The sequence below is a fragment of the Evansella clarkii genome (assembly GCF_002019695.1).
GTDB lineage: Bacteria > Bacillota > Bacilli > Bacillales > Salisediminibacteriaceae > Evansella > Evansella clarkii.
Window position 1 is genome coordinate 984,435 of sequence record NZ_KV917376.1, and the last position, 17,072, is coordinate 1,001,506.

The 17,072-nt window shown below is 44.2% G+C and carries 15 protein-coding genes and 1 other annotated feature; all 15 genes read right to left on the reverse strand.

Going from position 1 to position 17,072, the window contains the following annotated elements; genetic code table 11:
- Position 1 precedes the first annotated feature (1 nt).
- On the reverse strand, positions 2-754 hold the full coding sequence (gene rlmB, locus BK582_RS04670; protein WP_078593210.1) for a 23S rRNA (guanosine(2251)-2'-O)-methyltransferase RlmB: 753 nt from the start codon (positions 752-754) through the stop codon (positions 2-4).
- The gene (locus tag BK582_RS04675; protein ID WP_078593211.1) at positions 747-1,169 is read right to left on the reverse strand and encodes a Mini-ribonuclease 3; all 423 of its coding nucleotides are present in this window, start codon (positions 1,167-1,169) and stop codon (positions 747-749) included. Before BK582_RS04675 ends, rlmB begins: the two co-directional genes overlap by 8 nt.
- A 2-nt stretch (positions 1,170-1,171) precedes the next feature.
- On the reverse strand, positions 1,172-2,572 hold the full coding sequence (gene cysS, locus BK582_RS04680) for a cysteine--tRNA ligase (RefSeq protein ID WP_078597792.1): 1,401 nt from the start codon (positions 2,570-2,572) through the stop codon (positions 1,172-1,174).
- A 14-nt stretch (positions 2,573-2,586) separates the two neighbouring features.
- Positions 2,587-3,249, reverse strand: a complete 663-nt coding sequence (gene cysE, locus BK582_RS04685) for a serine O-acetyltransferase (RefSeq protein WP_078593212.1) — start codon at positions 3,247-3,249, stop codon at positions 2,587-2,589.
- Between the two features lie 90 nt (positions 3,250-3,339).
- Positions 3,340-3,566, reverse strand: a binding site (T-box leader).
- A gap of 72 nt (positions 3,567-3,638) precedes the next feature.
- Positions 3,639-5,096, reverse strand: coding sequence for a glutamate--tRNA ligase (gene gltX, locus BK582_RS04690; RefSeq protein WP_078593213.1), 1,458 nt, complete (start codon positions 5,094-5,096; stop codon positions 3,639-3,641).
- Between the two features lie 93 nt (positions 5,097-5,189).
- A complete protein-coding gene (gene ispF, locus BK582_RS04695) occupies positions 5,190-5,669 on the reverse strand; it encodes a 2-C-methyl-D-erythritol 2,4-cyclodiphosphate synthase (protein ID WP_078593214.1) in 480 nt (159 codons plus the stop codon).
- A complete protein-coding gene (gene ispD, locus BK582_RS04700) occupies positions 5,666-6,361 on the reverse strand; it encodes a 2-C-methyl-D-erythritol 4-phosphate cytidylyltransferase (protein ID WP_078593215.1) in 696 nt (231 codons plus the stop codon). The genes ispF and ispD overlap by 4 nt, the downstream gene beginning before the upstream one ends.
- A gap of 128 nt (positions 6,362-6,489) precedes the next feature.
- Positions 6,490-7,587, reverse strand: a complete 1,098-nt coding sequence (locus BK582_RS04705; protein WP_078593216.1) for a PIN/TRAM domain-containing protein — start codon at positions 7,585-7,587, stop codon at positions 6,490-6,492.
- A 199-nt stretch (positions 7,588-7,786) separates the two neighbouring features.
- On the reverse strand, positions 7,787-8,869 hold the full coding sequence (gene disA, locus BK582_RS04710; RefSeq protein ID WP_078593217.1) for a DNA integrity scanning diadenylate cyclase DisA: 1,083 nt from the start codon (positions 8,867-8,869) through the stop codon (positions 7,787-7,789).
- Positions 8,844-10,250 (reverse strand): DNA repair protein RadA, encoded by a 1,407-nt coding sequence (gene radA, locus BK582_RS04715; RefSeq protein WP_078593218.1) that lies wholly within the window; start codon positions 10,248-10,250, stop codon positions 8,844-8,846. The genes disA and radA overlap by 26 nt, the downstream gene beginning before the upstream one ends.
- A gap of 154 nt (positions 10,251-10,404) precedes the next feature.
- Positions 10,405-12,852, reverse strand: a complete 2,448-nt coding sequence (gene clpC, locus BK582_RS04720) for an ATP-dependent protease ATP-binding subunit ClpC (RefSeq protein ID WP_078593219.1) — start codon at positions 12,850-12,852, stop codon at positions 10,405-10,407.
- Between the two features lie 24 nt (positions 12,853-12,876).
- Positions 12,877-13,947, reverse strand: a complete 1,071-nt coding sequence (locus BK582_RS04725) for a protein-arginine kinase McsB (protein WP_078593220.1) — start codon at positions 13,945-13,947, stop codon at positions 12,877-12,879.
- A 2-nt stretch (positions 13,948-13,949) separates the two neighbouring features.
- Positions 13,950-14,480, reverse strand: a complete 531-nt coding sequence (locus BK582_RS04730; RefSeq protein WP_078593221.1) for a protein-arginine kinase activator protein McsA — start codon at positions 14,478-14,480, stop codon at positions 13,950-13,952.
- A 13-nt stretch (positions 14,481-14,493) separates the two neighbouring features.
- On the reverse strand, positions 14,494-14,970 hold the full coding sequence (locus BK582_RS04735; RefSeq protein WP_078593222.1) for a CtsR family transcriptional regulator: 477 nt from the start codon (positions 14,968-14,970) through the stop codon (positions 14,494-14,496).
- Between the two features lie 209 nt (positions 14,971-15,179).
- A complete protein-coding gene (locus tag BK582_RS04740) occupies positions 15,180-15,893 on the reverse strand; it encodes an MgtC/SapB family protein (protein WP_078593223.1) in 714 nt (237 codons plus the stop codon).
- Between the last annotated feature and the right edge of the window lie 1,179 nt (positions 15,894-17,072).

Genomic DNA, 17,072 nt, shown 5'->3' on the forward strand with positions numbered 1-17,072 from the left:
CCTAACTCAGTCCCTGCGAATTACGCCGCCTGAAAGTCTCGTACATCAGCAGCCCTGCTGCCACTGAAGCATTTAATGATGTGACCTTTCCTGATAAAGGTATGCGCACAAGAAAGTCGCACTTTTCTTTCACAAGCCGGCCCAGGCCTTTCCCTTCACTTCCTATAACAAGTCCTAAAGGCATCGTCAGGTCCGTTTCCCTGTAGTCTTCGGTTCCTTTTGCATCTGTTCCCACAAACCAGAGCCCTTCTTTTTTCAAATCTTCCATCGTACGGGCCAGATTCGTTACCCTCGCTACAGGAACGTGTTCAATTGCACCTGCGGACGCTTTGGCAACCGTAGAAGTAAGCCCGACAGAACGGCGTTTTGGCACAATGACTCCATGGGCGCCCGAAGCATCGGCTGTCCTTAAAATGGAACCTAGGTTATGGGGATCCTCCAGCTCATCCAGGAGAATGAAGAAAGGCGGTTCATTCTTTTCTGCAGCCCTGTCAAACAATACAGATAAGTCCTGGTATTCATAAGCTGCAATTTGCGCCACCACGCCCTGGTGCTGGGATTCAGTCATTTGGTCCAGCTTCTTTTTAGGAACAAACTGAACATTTACTTTCGCATTTTTCGCATGCTGAATGACATTATTCATCTGCCCCCGCTGGGATCCTTCCGCTATCCATATTTTATTAACCGGCCTTCCGCCTTTTAAGGCTTCAATGACCGGATTTTTCCCTGCGATTAAATCCTGCTGTTCACTCATTGTCCCCCTCCTTTCCTTCAATTATTGCAAAAGCTTGTCCGATGAGTTCATCGAGCCGGTTATTTTTTTCTGTTAAGTACAAATAGCCGAGCAGAGCTTCCAGAGCGGTACTCAGGCTGTATGTTGCCGGATCCGTGTTCTTAGGAATAGTGCCTGATTTAGCATTTCTTCCCCGCATCGCAACCGATAACTCTTCAGCGGTGAGAACATTTTCATCCATGAAATTTCGGAGAACTTTTGCCTGGGCCTTCGCAGAAACATACTGTGTAGCGGTTTTATGCAGTCTGTTCGGCCTGACTTTCCCCTGGGAAATGAGGCGGTACCGGACATAGGTTTCCAGCACCGCATCTCCCATGTATGCGAGAGCAAGAGCATTTAACTGCTCCGGATCTTTTACTGTCTTATCAAGTTTCATGGCTACCCCCTCTTCCAGCGAGTCCCTTGAGGAGTATCTTCCAGAATGATATTTTTTTCTTTCAGTTCATCCCTGATCTCGTCTGCCCTGGCAAAGTTTCTGTTCTTTCTTGCATCTATTCTTTCCTGAATTAAAGCCTCTACCTCTTCATCCAGCAAAGCTTTCTCCTGCTTTAGCTGAATCCCCAGAACGAAGGCCATATCATCAAGGCGCTTAATGAAACTCTGAAGCACCTCTTTGCTGGAGTGCTTTTCTCTGAGATAAAGGTTACCAGCTTTCACGAGATCAAACATAGCTGCGACTGCATTGGCACTGTTGAAGTCATCATCCATTTCTTTTATAAAACGGTTGTGGAGCTCTTCAATTTGCCCCTGCCATTTATCTCTGTTCTCACCCAGGTCTGCCGTTTCTTCCAGCCGGTGCTGTAAGTTGGAATATGTGGTCTTGATCCTGTCCAGCCCTGCCTTGGCACTCTCAAGCTGTTCATCGCTGAAGTTGATCGGACTGCGGTAATGGGCGTTAACGATGAAGAAACGGACAACTTCCGGATCAAACTGCTTAATGATATCGTGCACAAGGATAAAGTTTCCTAGTGATTTGGACATTTTTTCGTTGTTAATATTAATATACCCATTGTGTATCCAGTAGTTAGCCATTTGTTTTTCATTTAGTGCTTCCGACTGGGCAATTTCATTCTCGTGGTGAGGAAAAGCCAGATCCTGGCCCCCGGCGTGGATATCGATAGTCTCCCCTAAATATTTCTTAACCATAGCTGAGCATTCTATGTGCCAGCCTGGCCTTCCTTCTCCCCATGGGCTCTCCCATTTGATTTCCCCTGGTTTCGCTTTTTTCCACAGTACAAAATCCAGCGGGTCCTCTTTTTTCTCCCCCACTTCAATCCTTGAGCCAAGCTGAAGGTCTTCAACAGACTGGTGAGAGAGTTTGCCGTAATTGTCGAACTTCTTTGTTCTGAAATAAACATCGCCGCCTGATTCGTATGCATAGCCCTTTTCTGTAAGCCGATCAATAAAGGAGATGATTTCCGGCATGGTGTCTGTCACACGAGGGTGGATATCTGCCTTTTTAACTCCCAGCGCCCCGGTATCTTCATGGTATGCCTGAATAAAACGTTCAGCTATCGCCATCACGTCTTCTCCCATTTCCTCGGCAGCCTTAATGATTTTGTCATCCACGTCTGTAAAGTTCGAGACATAGGTCACCTCGTAACCTTTATACTGGAAATACCTCCGGACCATATCGAAAACCACCGCAGGCCTGGCATTCCCTATGTGAATATAGTTATATACCGTAGGACCGCATACATACATTTTCACCTTACCTTCTTCTATAGGCTTAAATGGCTCTATTTTTCTATTAAGGGTGTTATACAGCTGTATACCCATTATTTCGTCTCCTTTCATATTTCCGATTCGGATTTCTCCTGCTGTTTTCTTAAGTTGTTTAATTCTCTTTTCAGACGGAGTATCTCTCCCTCCAGCTCCCGGAATTTATCGGAAACTGGGTCAGGAAGGTTAATCTGGTCTAAATCTCTCGTTACTTTTACTCCATCCTGTATAACCACTCTGCCAGGTATCCCCACAACAGTGGAATTTGGAGGAATCTCTTTTAAAACAACAGATCCTGCTCCTATACGTGAGTTTCTTCCGATCCTCATGGAGCCAAGAACCTTCGCCCCTGTTGCAATAAGCACATCGTCTTCCACTGTTGGGTGGCGTTTTCCCTTTTCTTTGCCTGTACCCCCTAAAGTGACACCCTGATAAATAGTTACATTATTCCCTATTTCACATGTTTCACCGATTACAACTCCCATACCATGGTCAATAAACAGCCTTTGGCCGATTTTTGCACCAGGGTGGATTTCAATTCCTGTAAAAAAACGGCTTACTTGCGAGATATAGCGGGCAATAAAATAAAACTTTTTCTTCCACAGTGAATGGGCGAGCCGGTGTGCCCAAATAGCATGCACTCCTGAATAATTAATCGCCACCTCCAGACGGTTCCTTGCAGCAGGGTCCTGTTCAAGTACTACGTCAATATCGTTTTTAAGTGTACGGAACATACCTTCCCCCTCCTCTCAGTCTGTATATGAAATCATTTATCGCACTTAATCAGGCTGGAAAAATAAAAAAACGCCTCTGTGCCTGGTTGGCACAGAGACGCTCATCGCGTGGTTCCACTCTGTTTGAGCGTGTAATACGCTCCACTTTAACAGATAACGGTCTGCAACCGCTCCTGCATACTTATCCTCTGTCAGGATGTTCTGCAGAAGGCTCAGAGGTGCATTTCAGAAAGGAAATCCTTAAGCTGCTTACAGCCGGTGGCAGCTCTCTCTTGGAAGGACACTCCATTCTTACTTCTCCTCATCCGCGCTTTCCTGTATGTTATTGATATGTTCATTCTTTCGTTAATGTTCCGCTGCAGAAAGACTCTGCATAACGTACTTATTAGTTATTTTAACAGTTTGCCAAGACGGTCGGAAACTTTTTGTCTTCCAAGCAAAAACAAAGTTTTTGGCAAGTCAGGGCCATGCGTCTGGCCAGTTGCAGCCACCCGGATTGGCATAAATAACTTTTTCCCTTTGTGCCCTGTCTCTTTTTGAACTTCTTTCATGGACTTCTTCAGCTGCTCGGCTGAAAAATCTTCCATGTTGTCCACTTTTTCTTTGAATGCGGTCAGCACTTCAGGAACTTGTTCATCGTTAAGAACTTCATTTGCTTCTTCATTATAGCCGATTTCGTCCTTGAAGAACAACTCTGTTAACTCTACAATCTCTGCTGCAAAGCTCATTTTTTCCTGATGAAGAGCAACGAGGTCCCTGACCCACCCTCTCTGCTCATCTGATAAGTTTTCCGGAAGCCTTCCAGCTTCCTGAAGATGAGGCAGCGCAAGCTCTGTTATCCGGTCAGAGTCAGCATCCTTCATATACTGATTGTTCATCCAGGCAAGCTTTTTTGTATCGAATACTGCCGGCGCTTTAATAATACGCTCAAGGCTGAACTGTTCAATGAGCTGTTCCCCTGAAAGAATCTCTTCTTCGCCGCCTGGAGACCAGCCGAGCAATGATATAAAGTTAACAATAGCTTCAGGAAGATAACCGAGATCACGGTACTGCTCCACAAACTGAATAATAGACTCTTCCCGCTTGCTCATTTTCTGCCTGTCTTCATTCAGGATTAAGGAAGCGTGTGCAAACCTTGGTTTTTCCCAGCCGAACGCTTCGAAAATAAGAAGCTGGCGAGGCGTGTTGGACAGGTGTTCTTCTCCCCGGATTACGTGGCTGATTTCCATAAGATGATCGTCCACAGCTACCGCGAAATTATATGTTGGTATACCGTCAGCTCTTGCAATTACAAAGTCGCCGATCCCTTCCGTTTCGAACGTCACTTCCCCACGTACAATATCGTCCACGATGATTGTCTTATCTTCAGGGACATGAAAACGGACGACTGGTTTGCGCCCTTCTGCTTCATAAGCGTGCTTCTGTTCCTCTGTCAGGTTACGATCCCGGCCGCTGTACTTAGGAGTCAGCCCTTTTGCACGCTGCTCTTCCCGTTCTGCTTCCAGTTCTTCTTCGGACATGTAGCAGTGATATGCTTTTCCCTCTTCAATCAGCTGTTCTACATATTTTCTGTAAATGTCCAGACGTTCCATACTCTGATACGGAGCATAGGGACCTCCTGTATCTACACTTTCATCCCAGTCTATTCCCAGCCATTTCAGGCTATCCATCAGCTTCTCCGTTGCAGTATCCACATTTCGTGCCTGATCCGTGTCTTCAATGCGAAGGATAAACTTTCCGTTCTGATTTCTGGCAAACAGATAATTAAATAAAGCGGATCTCGCTCCTCCGATATGCAAATGCCCCGTTGGGCTTGGAGCAAACCTTACACGTACATTTTGAGTCATTTTAAGGCACCTTCCATTCTCTGATTCATTAAACTTTTTCTTATTTTATCATTAAATTATTACAGGAGGTCAAGAGGAGAGGCAGATTGTCTGCTACTTCTGTTCCTCAAGCAGGATAACAGCCATAGAGGCAATTCCTTCTCCTCTGCCGGTAAAACCCAGTTTTTCCGTAGTGGTTGCTTTCACATTCACCTGGGCTGTCTCTCCTTCGAGAAGTTCAGCTATTCTTTCCCTCATTTCCTGAATATAAGGAGCCATTTTCGGCTTCTGGGCCATTATTGTACAGTCCAGATTTCCCAGACGGTAACCTCTGGACTTCACAATCTCCCAGACATGCCTCAGGAGTTCTGCAGAATCAGCGTCTTTAAATTCAGGATCTGTATCCGGAAAATGTCTCCCAATATCTCCTTCTCCTATTGCTCCCAGACATGCATCCGCAATCGTATGCAGGAGAACATCTGCGTCTGAATGGCCAAGGAGACCCTTTTCATAAGGAATTTCAATACCGCCGATAATGAGAGGCCTTCCTTCTGTCAGCTGGTGTACATCAAAGCCTTGTCCGATTCTAATCATTCGTCCCAGCCCTTTCGTTTTGAAATAATCGCTTCACCGAACATAATATCCTCTGGTGTAGTGATTTTAATATTTTCATAATCTCCTTCAATAATATAAACGTTCCCGCCTGTATATTCAATCAGAGAGGCGTCATCTGTCCCTTCAAAACCATCCTCGGCAGCCTGCTTATGGGCCTTCAGTATTTCCTCATGCCTAAAAGCCTGCGGTGTCTGTACAGCCCACAAGCTTGACCGGTCAATTGTTTTATGTATTTTACCTTCTGCCGCCTGCTTGATTGTATCTTTCACAGGTACGGCAGTGACACAGGCTCCCTTTCCAGTCACCGTATTTACTAACTTATGGACTACATGCTTCTGAACAAAAGGGCGGGCGCCATCATGAATGAGGACGACGGGGTTTCCTTCTATCGCTTTTAATCCCTGGAAAACGCTCTCCTGGCGTTCCTTTCCACCCTCAACAACCTTTATCACTTTCTTAATGTTATAGGAATCTAATAAATTCTTTATTTCCTCTGTTTCATTCTTATTAACCGCAAGAATAATCCCTTCACAAAGAGAATCCTCCTCAAACACATGAAGTGTGTGAATGAGGAGGGGTATGCCGCCAATATTAATGAATTGTTTGTTTTTACCTGCCCGCATACGCTTTCCCTGGCCTGCTGCAGGTATGACAACATTATATTTCTCCATAATATCTATCCCTTATATAATTGCGATAATTTATTTTTATCCCGATATAACCGTCCATAAAACTCCCCCCTCTAAACATGAGTGGAGGCGAAGATGTTTAGGCGGGAGATAACGGACACTAATTCACTTTATAATGCTTTTTCAAGAAGCTTAGGCTTTGCAAAAATCATTCGCCCTGCTGAAGTCTGCAGCACACTTGTTACGATAACTTCTATCTGTTTTCCGATATAATTACGTCCTTCTTCAACAACTATCATTGTGCCATCATCCAGATATGCAATTCCCTGATTTTGCTCTTTCCCGTCTTTTATTACTTGTACTGCCATTTCTTCTCCCGGAAGTACTACCGGTTTTACAGCATTCGCCAGGTCGTTAATATTCAGTACAGCAACTCCCTGAAGGTCGCAGACTTTGTTCAGGTTAAAGTCGTTAGTGACTACTAATCCGTCCAGAACTTTCGCCAGTTTAACGAGCTTGCTGTCAACTTCCTGAATTTCTTCAAAGTCTCCTTCATAAATAACCACATTTACCGGAAGTTCCTTTTGAATCTTATTCAGAATATCAAGCCCCCGGCGGCCCCGGTTCCTTTTAAGTACATCTGAGGAGTCGGCAATATGCTGCAGCTCTTCGAGAACAAATTCAGGTATCATAAGTGTCCCTTCGAGGAACCCGGTCTGGCAGATATCTGCAATTCTTCCGTCAATAATCACGCTGGTGTCAAGAATTTTTAGTGAACCGCCGTACTCTTTCTGTGCATCGTCTTTCTTCTTATCCTTTAACCCCGACCTGTTAGCTATCGGAAATAAATTTATCAGCTCATCACGTTTTTTAAAGCCTACCTGGAAACCTAAGTACCCTAGTAAAAGCGTTATGAATAATGGCAGTATCGTACTTATTACATGAATAGATACAGCTTCTAAAGGCAGGCTGATCAAATAGGCGATAATTAAACCTGCACCGAGCCCCATTGAGCCAAATAATAAATCTGTAACAGGTGCCTTAACAAGCGTTTCCTCTACTAATCGTATAATGCCGACAATGTCATCAACAAGCCAGAAAGTAGATAAAAATAGTATAAGTGCCCCTATTATTGCTCCGGCATATGATGTCGTCAGCCAGAATGGGATTTCCCCCACATTTAATAATTCTAACAGATCCGGAAGAAAGATGAATCCCAGCGTTCCCCCAGTCAAAATAATAAACAATTGTACCATTCTGCGAAGCATACACTTCACCTCCTTTAAACATTATAGACAAGTCTCAAATATTCAAACCTGATCCGGGGAAATCACAAAAAGTTACATACTTTAAAGTAAGAGAATAATACTTTCACATTATCAAATCGTCTGTAAAATGTCAATTACAGTAAATTTACCATTATAACTCATTTTGATTTCATTCGTCAACATACGATCTTCTGTGACACTAAATATGGCGGTCGATAAACAGCTGTTCCTGTATTCGTGTCAGCCCTTCTTTGATTTTTCGCGCTCTCGCTTCTCCAATACCATCTACTTCGTCAAGGTCTTCTGTGGAAGCTCTCATAATTCTAGGTAAATCAATAAACTTCTCTACAAGATTTTCAACGACGAGAGGAGGTATCCGCGGGATTTTATTAAGAATACGATACCCTCTTGGACAAACTGATACTTCGTTGACATTCGTGTTTTTACTGTATCCCAGAAGCTTCACAATCACCTGGTCATCCAGAAGCTCTTCCTTAGACAGTCGTTTGAGCTTTTTCAATATATGCACTGGGTCCTGTCCCTTATCTTTCATATAATCTTTTATAAGCAGAAGTGCTTCTTTCTCCACATTGGAAACTAACTCTTCCAGCTGCATGGAGATAAGCCGTCCTTCATTTCCAAGCTCATTAACATAATTTAATATCTCACTTTTAATCCTGAGAACCATTTCTATCCTGTGCATTACCTGGGAAACTTCCTGGAAAGTTACCAGCTCTTCAAATTCTAAGGCTCCCAGATTAGTAATCCCCTGATCCAGAACAGATTTGTATTTTTCCAGCGTTTGAATCGCCTGGTTCGCTTTCGTAAGAATTACCCCAATGTCTTTTAAAGCATAGCGGTATTCACCCTGGTAAAGGGTAATTACATTCCGGCGCTGGGAGATGGAAATGACGAGATTCCCAGTCTGCCTCGCAACCCGCTGAGCTGTACGGTGGCGAATTCCGGTTTCCGTTGATTCAATAGCATTATTCGGAACCAGCTGGGTATTGGCATATAATATCCTCTCTCCGTCTTCACTCAACACGATAGCTCCATCCATCTTTGCCAGCTCATATAAATACGCAGGGGAAAACTCGCAATTTATAAAAAATCCCCCGTCTACAATATTTATCATTTCATTGTTGTAGCCAAGAACGATCAGGCCTCCGGTTTTTGCACGGAGAACATTGTCTATCCCTTCACGTAAAGCTGTTCCAGGGGATATAAGCTGCAGCACCTCGCTTATAAAATTAAGATTATAATTCGAATCTCGGTGATCCACTTGATGCCCCTCCTATCGTTATCTCTAATGCTTCGCTTACTGTATTTACTCCGACAACTTCAATCCCGTCCGGTATATCCCAGCCCCCAAGGTTCCTCTCCGGGACAATCACCCGCTTAAAACCAAGTTTGCTTGCTTCTGAGACACGCTGCTCTATCCTGGAAACACGACGCACCTCTCCTGTAAGTCCTACTTCCCCAATAATTACATCCGCAGGAGGGGCAGGCGCGTCCCGGAAACTGGAGGCGATAGCTACAGCGATGGCTAAATCTATAGAAGGTTCATCAAGCCTTACTCCTCCGGCGACTTTTACATACGCGTCCTGATTCTGCAGCATCATTCCTACTCTTTTTTCGAGTACCGCCATAATCAGTGAAATCCGATTGTGGTCAATTCCAGTGGCCATACGCCGTGGATTACCGAAACTGGTAGGGGATATGAGCGACTGAATTTCAACAAGAACTGTCCTGGTTCCCTCCATCGAGGCTACTACCGCAGAGCCAGCAGCACCTGCAGAACGTTCTTCGAGAAAAATTTCAGAAGGATTCAGTACTTCCTCCAGGCCAACTTCCTTCATTTCAAAAATGCCCATTTCATTTGTGGAGCCAAATCGGTTTTTTACCGCCCGGAGAATGCGATATGTATGATGTCTTTCTCCCTCGAAATACAGAACGGAATCAACCATATGTTCCAGAAGCCTTGGGCCGGCGATAGAACCTTGCTTTGTAACATGCCCAACTATAAAGATCGCGATTCCTTTTGTTTTGGCGATACGCATAAAAGCAGCTGTAGATTCTCTTACCTGGGCGACGCTGCCTGGCGCACTTGTGACATGATCAAGATATACTGTCTGTATTGAATCTATTACAACAAGCGTTGGGTTTATTTCTTCAATGACTTTTTCAATATGTTCCACGTCTGTTTCTGCAAGCACGAAAAGTTCGTCCGTTGTTATATTCAATCTGTCCGCCCGGAGTTTGGTCTGTTTAACAGATTCCTCGCCTGATATGTACAATACTCTTCTTCCATGCTTCGCTATTTCCGCAGAAACCTGTAAGAGAAGTGTTGATTTACCAATTCCCGGATCGCCGCCGACTAAAACCAGGGAACCAGGTACAATCCCGCCCCCGAGAACACGGTTTAATTCTTTAATATGTGTGTCGAACCTCCGTTCATCCTTACGCTCAATTTTTGTAATCGGCTGAGGTTTGGAAGAAGCGGTTGTCCCGGAGGTCACAAATCCCCGCCTTTTCTCAGCAGGAGCAGCTTCAAATTCTTCTACCAGGGTGTTCCAGTTCTGGCATCCTGGACATTTCCCCATCCACTTTGTTGATTCATACCCGCATTCCTGACACACAAATTTTGTTTTTCTCTTTGCCATTCATATTCCTCCTGCCCAGTGATAGTAGTTATATTTTATCATTATTACAGAGCGTTTAGAAAAATTGGCGCATGGTGACTCGTATTAATATTACAGAAGAAGCCGGAAAAAGTTTCAGCGACTTTTTCCGGCCCGGGTGTACTAAGTGAGATTATTATTTTTTAGTGGATTCCGCTGTAGAAACCACGTACTCTCCATCTTTTACATCCATTTTCACTGACTGGCCTTTTGAAATATTTCCTCTCAGCAGCTCTTCTGAAAGACGATCTTCCACTTCTTTCTGAAGCGCCCGGCGAAGCGGCCTTGCACCATACTCTGCATCAAATCCTTCATCTGCAATTTTCATTTTTGCTGCATCTGTCAGCTCAAAGTCAATTTCCTGCTCAGCAAGACGTTTTTTCAGCTGATCTGACATTAGAGAAACGATCTGTTTAATATGATCTTTTTCTAACGGATGGAATACGATCGTCTCGTCTATACGGTTCAGGAACTCAGGACGGAAGGCTTTCTTAAGCTCAGCCATCACTTTGTTTTTCATATCCTTATAATCCTGTCCGTCACGCATAGCTGTAAAACCAAGGCTCTTTTGCTGTCTCAGCGTGCTGGCGCCCACATTGGATGTCATAATGATAGCAGTGTTTCTGAAATCTACGCGGCGCCCTTTAGAGTCGGTAAGAAAACCATCTTCAAGCACCTGCAAAAGAATATTAAATACTTCCGGGTGAGCTTTCTCTATTTCATCAAGAAGAATAACTGAATATGGCTTACGACGAACTTTCTCGGTTAATTGCCCGCCCTCTTCGTGACCTACATATCCAGGAGGAGAACCTACAAGACGTGAAGTATTATGTTTCTCCATATACTCGGACATATCAATCCGGATGATTGCATCTTCGTCTCCAAATAAAGATTCTGCCACTGCCCGTGCAAGCTCTGTTTTACCTACCCCGGTAGGTCCAAGGAAGATAAATGAGCCAATTGGACGCTTCGGATCTTTTAATCCGGCGCGTGCCCGGCGTATCGCTTTCGACACTGCCTTAACTGCTTCATCCTGCCCGATTACCCGATCGTGGAGGATATCTTCCATACGAAGGAGACGGTCGGTTTCTTCCTCTGCCAGCTTGCTGACAGGAATCCCGGTCCAGCTCGCAACCACGAGAGCAATATCCTCAGTCGTTACCTCTGAATTTTCCTGGCCCTGCTTCTCTTTCCATTCTTTTTTCAGGGTCTCCAGTTCTTCACGAATCTTTTGTTCACTGTCTCTTAAGGAAGCCGCTTTTTCAAACTCCTGGCTTTGCACAGCGGCATCTTTTTCTTTTCTCGTTTCCTCCAGTTTTTGCTCCATTTCTTTGAGATTTGGCGGAGCTGTATAGCTGCGGAGACGCACTTTAGATGCGGCCTCGTCAATGAGGTCGATTGCCTTGTCTGGCAGGAACCGGTCAGAAATATACCGGTCAGAAAGCTTTACTGCAGCTTCAATTGCCTCGTCAGTAATTTCTACCCGGTGGTGCGCTTCATACCGGTCACGCAGTCCTTTTAAAATTAAAACAGATTCCTCTGAAGTAGGTTCATCCACCTGAATTGGCTGGAACCTTCTTTCAAGGGCAGCGTCTTTTTCGATATACTTTCTGTACTCATCAAGTGTAGTAGCCCCGATACACTGGAGCTCGCCTCGTGCCAGTGAAGGCTTAAGAATATTGGAAGCATCAATAGCTCCTTCTGCTCCTCCGGCTCCGATTAAGGTGTGAAGCTCATCAATAAAGAGAATAACGTTCCCTGCCTGACGAATCTCCTCCATCACTTTCTTTAAACGGTCCTCGAATTCACCACGGTATTTCGTACCTGCAACTACCGTTCCCATATCAAGGGTCATTACACGTTTATTTCGAAGGGTTTCAGGCACTTCGTTGTTGATAATCTGCTGTGCAAGACCTTCAGCAATAGCAGTTTTACCTACCCCAGGCTCCCCAATAAGGACCGGGTTGTTTTTTGTTCTTCTGCTTAAAACCTGAATTACCCGTTCAATTTCTTTTGAACGCCCGATAACCGGATCTATCTGATCTTCCTTAGCAATTGCCGTAAGGTCTCTCGCAAGGCTGTCGAGTGTAGGCGTATTCACATTGCTTCCTGCCCCTCCTCCAGCCTGCTGCTGATTGTTGGATGCCTCGTTGCTTCCAAGGAGCTGTAACACTTGCTGCCTTGCTTTATTCAGGCTTACACCAAGATTGTTTAAAACTCTCGCTGCAACTCCTTCTCCTTCACGGATCAGCCCTAAAAGTATATGTTCTGTTCCAACATAAGAATGACCCAGCTTTCTGGCTTCATCCATGGAAAGCTCAATTACTTTCTTCGCTCTGGGAGTATAATGTATTTGCTTCGTCTTTTCTTCCCCGCGCCCAATTAGGTTCTCTACTTCTGACTGAATTTTATCAGGGCTCAATCCCAGGGCAACAAGAGCTTTAGCCGCGATGCCTTCCCCCTCGCGTACAAGACCGAGAAGGATATGCTCAGTTCCAATATTATTATGTCCTAATCGCATTGCTTCTTCCTGTGCTAACGCCAGTACCTTTTGTGCTCGTTCTGTAAATCGGCCAAACATCACGGGCACCCACCTCCATTAGTAGATTTATTTGTCCTTTTCCAGCTTCAGTCTTTCCCTGATCAAGGCAGCTCTGCGCTGGTCTCTCTGTTCAGGAGAGAGAATCTCCCCTGCATACTGCTGCAAAAAACCAGGCTGAGTGAGTATCATCAGCTCATTAAGAATATTCCCGCTCACATTGTCTATCAGACCTAAATCTATACCAAGTCTTACATCAGACAGACGCTGGGTAGCCTCTTTAGACTCCATGTTCCTGCTGTAAGAAAGTATCCCGTATGAACGGTACACCCGGTCTTCAATCTGAAGTTTTGATTCCTGTAGCAGGCTTTCCCGTGCTGCTCTCTCCTGTTGTATAAGCTGGATCACTACACTCCTTAAATCTTCTACAATATCATCTTCTGATTTGCCAAGTGTAATCTGATTGGAAATTTGAAAGAGATTCCCTAAAGCTTCGCTGCCTTCCCCGTAAATTCCTCTAACAACCAGCCCAAGCTGGTTTATCGCCGGAAGTATGCGGTTCATTTGGCGGGTTATTACTAATGCCGGTAAATGCATCATTACAGAAGCCCTGAGCCCTGTCCCTACATTCGTAGGGCAGCTCGTTAAGTAGCCTCTTTTCTCATCAAAAGCAAAGTCTGCTTTTTCTTCCATCCAGTCATCGATCTCATTGGCATATTTTAAGCTTTGGTCAAGCTGAAATCCCGATAATAAAACCTGAATCCGGATATGGTCTTCTTCATTTATCATTATGCTTAATGATTCGTCCTCGCTAAGAAGTGCTGCTCCAGCCTTAGATTCATCGGAAAGATTAGGGCTGATTAAATGCTTTTCTACGAGCACTCTTTTCTCATTCTGTTTCATATCTTCCATCTTCAGTAATTCCAGATTTCCGAATTTACGGTGTGTCCGGTTAGCAAATTTCTCTTCAGCAAGCTTAATCACTGCCTCCAGATTTTCTTTCGAGGCAGCCAGCGGGAAGGGAGTATTATTGAGATTCCTTGCCAGACGTACTCTGCTGCTTAAGACAATATCTGCATCCGGTCCTTCATTTTTCATCCATGGACTGATTGCTTCACTTATAAAATTTTGAAGAGACACCTTTATCCCTCCTTTTTATCCTGCAAACTTTTCTCTAAAGAACGGATGTTATCTCTAAGCTCTGCTGCATGCTCAAATTCTTCATTTGTTACGGCTTCCTGGAGTTTCTGCTTTAATTGCTCAATTTGTCTGTGCACCTGAAGGTCCTTACCTATTCTCTTAGGTATCTTCCCGCCATGGACGGCATTCCCGCTGTGGATTCTTTTAAAAATCGGATCCAGTTTAGGGTTAAAAGTCTCATAGCAGTCTGCACATCCAAATCTGCCTATCTCTGCAAACTGCTGATATGTCATCCCGCAGTTTTTGCATTTTAATTCCTGGGGCGGCTTCTTAACTTCTCCAGCCCCGGCTGAGAAATTAACGTCAAGCAGTCCCGAAAGCAGCTGGTGAATTGAGAAACTATTAGAACCAGGGATATATTCTCCTTTTTCCTTAGCACAAACATCACAAATATGAAATTCAGTTTTTTTACCGTTTATTATTTTTGTAAAATGCAATGTAGCCTGTCGCTGCTGGCACTCCTGACAGAGCATATTTCTCCCTCCTTCAACTCTCATCCCAATCCTTGTATTTAAGTGAGGAAATCATTGCTTTAAGTATTCTTGCCCTTATTTCATCCCTGTAAGGTAAGCTCATATTTATAACCGCCCGGTCAACAATGGCAGTCATTATGTTTGCTTCCCGTTTGGTTATTGCTTCTTCCTCCAGCAGCCTGAGTATAATGTTCTCTGCCGCATTCTGGCTGACCTGGGTGTCAATTAATTTAACAAGCTGGTCAAAAAGCTCCATTTGGTCATTCGGCCTGACCTTGATAATTCTTATATACCCTCCGCCGCCTCGTTTGCTCTCTACTATATACCCTTTTTCTTCGGTAAAACGAGTGCTGATAACATAATTTATCTGGGAAGGAACACATTCAAACTGTTCAGCAAGTTCACTTCGCTTTATTTCAATGATTTCTTTGTTGCTTTTTTCAATTACCATTTTTAAATACTGCTCAATAATATCAGATATATTTCGCACACCAATCCCTCCTGCAGATGGCAAACAGGCTTATTCTTATGGATCGCTTTAGTCAGAAGTTTTTTGACTTTGACTATCTTTGACTTTATATATATTATAGCGAAAATTACTCCCTGTGCAAATAATTTACACTGACCAGCGAGAATGTTATTGCAACAGGATTTACCTTATTACCACTCACAGTATAGCCATCTTACAGGGGGTTAATTCTATTTGCCGTCCATTGTCATCTGTTTCACAAAATCATATTTATGAAGCCGGTCGGAAACTGTCGCTATATCCTTATGGTCTGTGTATTCCACTAACAGACGATATTCAATCATCGGTTTTTCATTATACAACTGATGTTTTTCTGTCTGAATTCCTTTAATTTTTACATTAACCATCTCCAGCTCCCTGATTAAGTCATTCAGACGGCCGGTTTCCTCATCTACCGTGATGGATATAAAATGCTTCTTTTGTTTTGATAAAAAAGCAAAATTTACTTTTGCTAACACATGCAGACTCACCAGAACAAGAACGGTCGTAATAATTGCCGGAGTATACAAACCTGCCCCTACTGTTAATCCAATTCCTGCAACCACCCATATGGAAGCAGCTGTAGTAAGGCCCCTTACAGTGTAGCCTTGCACAAGTATGGTGCCGGCTCCCAGAAATCCTATTCCGCTTACAACATAAGCTGCTAAACGGGAAGGGTCAAAGTTCACCACTTCAGGATTCTCATTTATATAGTTTTGAAAACCGAAAAAAGCCAAAAGCATAATCAGACAGGAACCTGCACTTACTAAAAGGTGGGTTCTGAATCCTGCTGGATGCTGGTGAAACTCCCTCTCTACTCCAATAAGTCCTCCGAGGAAAGCAGCAAGCACCAGCCTTGTTGCCATGATAAAAGTATCACTCTCTGTAATTAACTCCCACTCCATCTAATTATCACCCCTCAGCTAGTCTCTGATACTTATATGTATATGCAGCCTGAGGAATCCTCACCTCTGTAATTCGATGTACGTATATATGCCCCTATGGATTCCCTGTTAGCAGTAAATTAAAACCTGGGCTGTCTTCAGGAGTTATGTAAAAGACAATCTGCTTATCAGATAAGATATTATTTTTTAGTATCTCTCTATTTTAGCAAAGTGTTCAATTTTTAATCTCCCTCTTTTCCACATAATTTAATCTTCCTGGTTGGCGTGGTGGAAGCCTTATTATTTACCTTATGCTCCTTCCCGCAATTTGGCACCGACGGACCGGAGCACATGGACCGGGATCAGCGGTGCCACCTTGAATTGGTAACTTTTTCTTCCGTTTCCTCACTCATACTCCTTCTCTTAACCTGGCACCGGCGGACCGGGTTCAGCGGTGCCAACTTGAATTGGTCGCTTTTTCTTCCGTTTCCTCACTCATACTCCTTCTCTTAACCTGGCACCGGCGGACCGGGTTCACTCGAACCGGGTTCATCAGTGCCACCTTGAGTTGATCCCTTTTTCTCCCGTATTCTCACTCATACTCCTTCCCACAACCTGGCACCGGCGGACCGGGTTCACTCGAACCGGGTTCATCGGTGCCACCTTGAGTTGGAACCTCTTTTTCCTCCCGGTTTAGCCTCACAATACAGCACGCCGTTTAATTTTATCTTTAGCATTTTACTAATGTAAAAATTGCTCCGACTATATAAATAACCCTTTTATCTGCCTCTGGACTTTTCGCGCCTAACAGAGGATTTATCACGCGTAACTTATACTTTATCGCGCCGAATTATCACATATACGCGCCAAAGTCTCTTCTTATTGCGCCAACTTCATAAATCTGTTGCTTACGCAGTGTAAAAGAACACAAAAAAGACACCCTCAAAAGAGAATGTCTTTTTATCTGCCCAGCGGCGTCCTACTCTCACAGGGGCGAGCCCCAACTACCATCGGCTTACTCGATTCCCGATGAACGGCGAATCTCTTCGTCAGCTGCACTCCTTCGATTCTCATGGGCAGAGCCCACTCCGAGTCTCTTTCGCTTGCTTCCTCGACCTTCTTGTTCCTCTGGCCTCTCGTACTTCCTTAACTAATTATAGATAAAACCACATCCACCTTATGGGGGAAGAACACAAAAAA

Coding starts and splice junctions, on each gene's coding strand:
- rlmB (WP_078593210.1), bottom strand. CDS start 754: ATGAGTGAACAGCAGGATTTAATCGCAGGGAAAAATCCGGTCATTGAA.
- BK582_RS04675 (WP_078593211.1), bottom strand. CDS start 1,169: ATGAAACTTGATAAGACAGTAAAAGATCCGGAGCAGTTAAATGCTCTT.
- cysS (WP_078597792.1), bottom strand. CDS start 2,572: ATGGGTATACAGCTGTATAACACCCTTAATAGAAAAATAGAGCCATTT.
- cysE (WP_078593212.1), bottom strand. CDS start 3,249: ATGTTCCGTACACTTAAAAACGATATTGACGTAGTACTTGAACAGGAC.
- gltX (WP_078593213.1), bottom strand. CDS start 5,096: ATGACTCAAAATGTACGTGTAAGGTTTGCTCCAAGCCCAACGGGGCAT.
- ispF (WP_078593214.1), bottom strand. CDS start 5,669: ATGATTAGAATCGGACAAGGCTTTGATGTACACCAGCTGACAGAAGGA.
- ispD (WP_078593215.1), bottom strand. CDS start 6,361: ATGGAGAAATATAATGTTGTCATACCTGCAGCAGGCCAGGGAAAGCGT.
- BK582_RS04705 (WP_078593216.1), bottom strand. CDS start 7,587: ATGCTTCGCAGAATGGTACAATTGTTTATTATTTTGACTGGGGGAACG.
- radA (WP_078593218.1), bottom strand. CDS start 10,250: ATGGCAAAGAGAAAAACAAAATTTGTGTGTCAGGAATGCGGGTATGAA.
- BK582_RS04730 (WP_078593221.1), bottom strand. CDS start 14,480: ATGCTCTGTCAGGAGTGCCAGCAGCGACAGGCTACATTGCATTTTACA.
- BK582_RS04740 (WP_078593223.1), bottom strand. CDS start 15,893: ATGGAGTGGGAGTTAATTACAGAGAGTGATACTTTTATCATGGCAACA.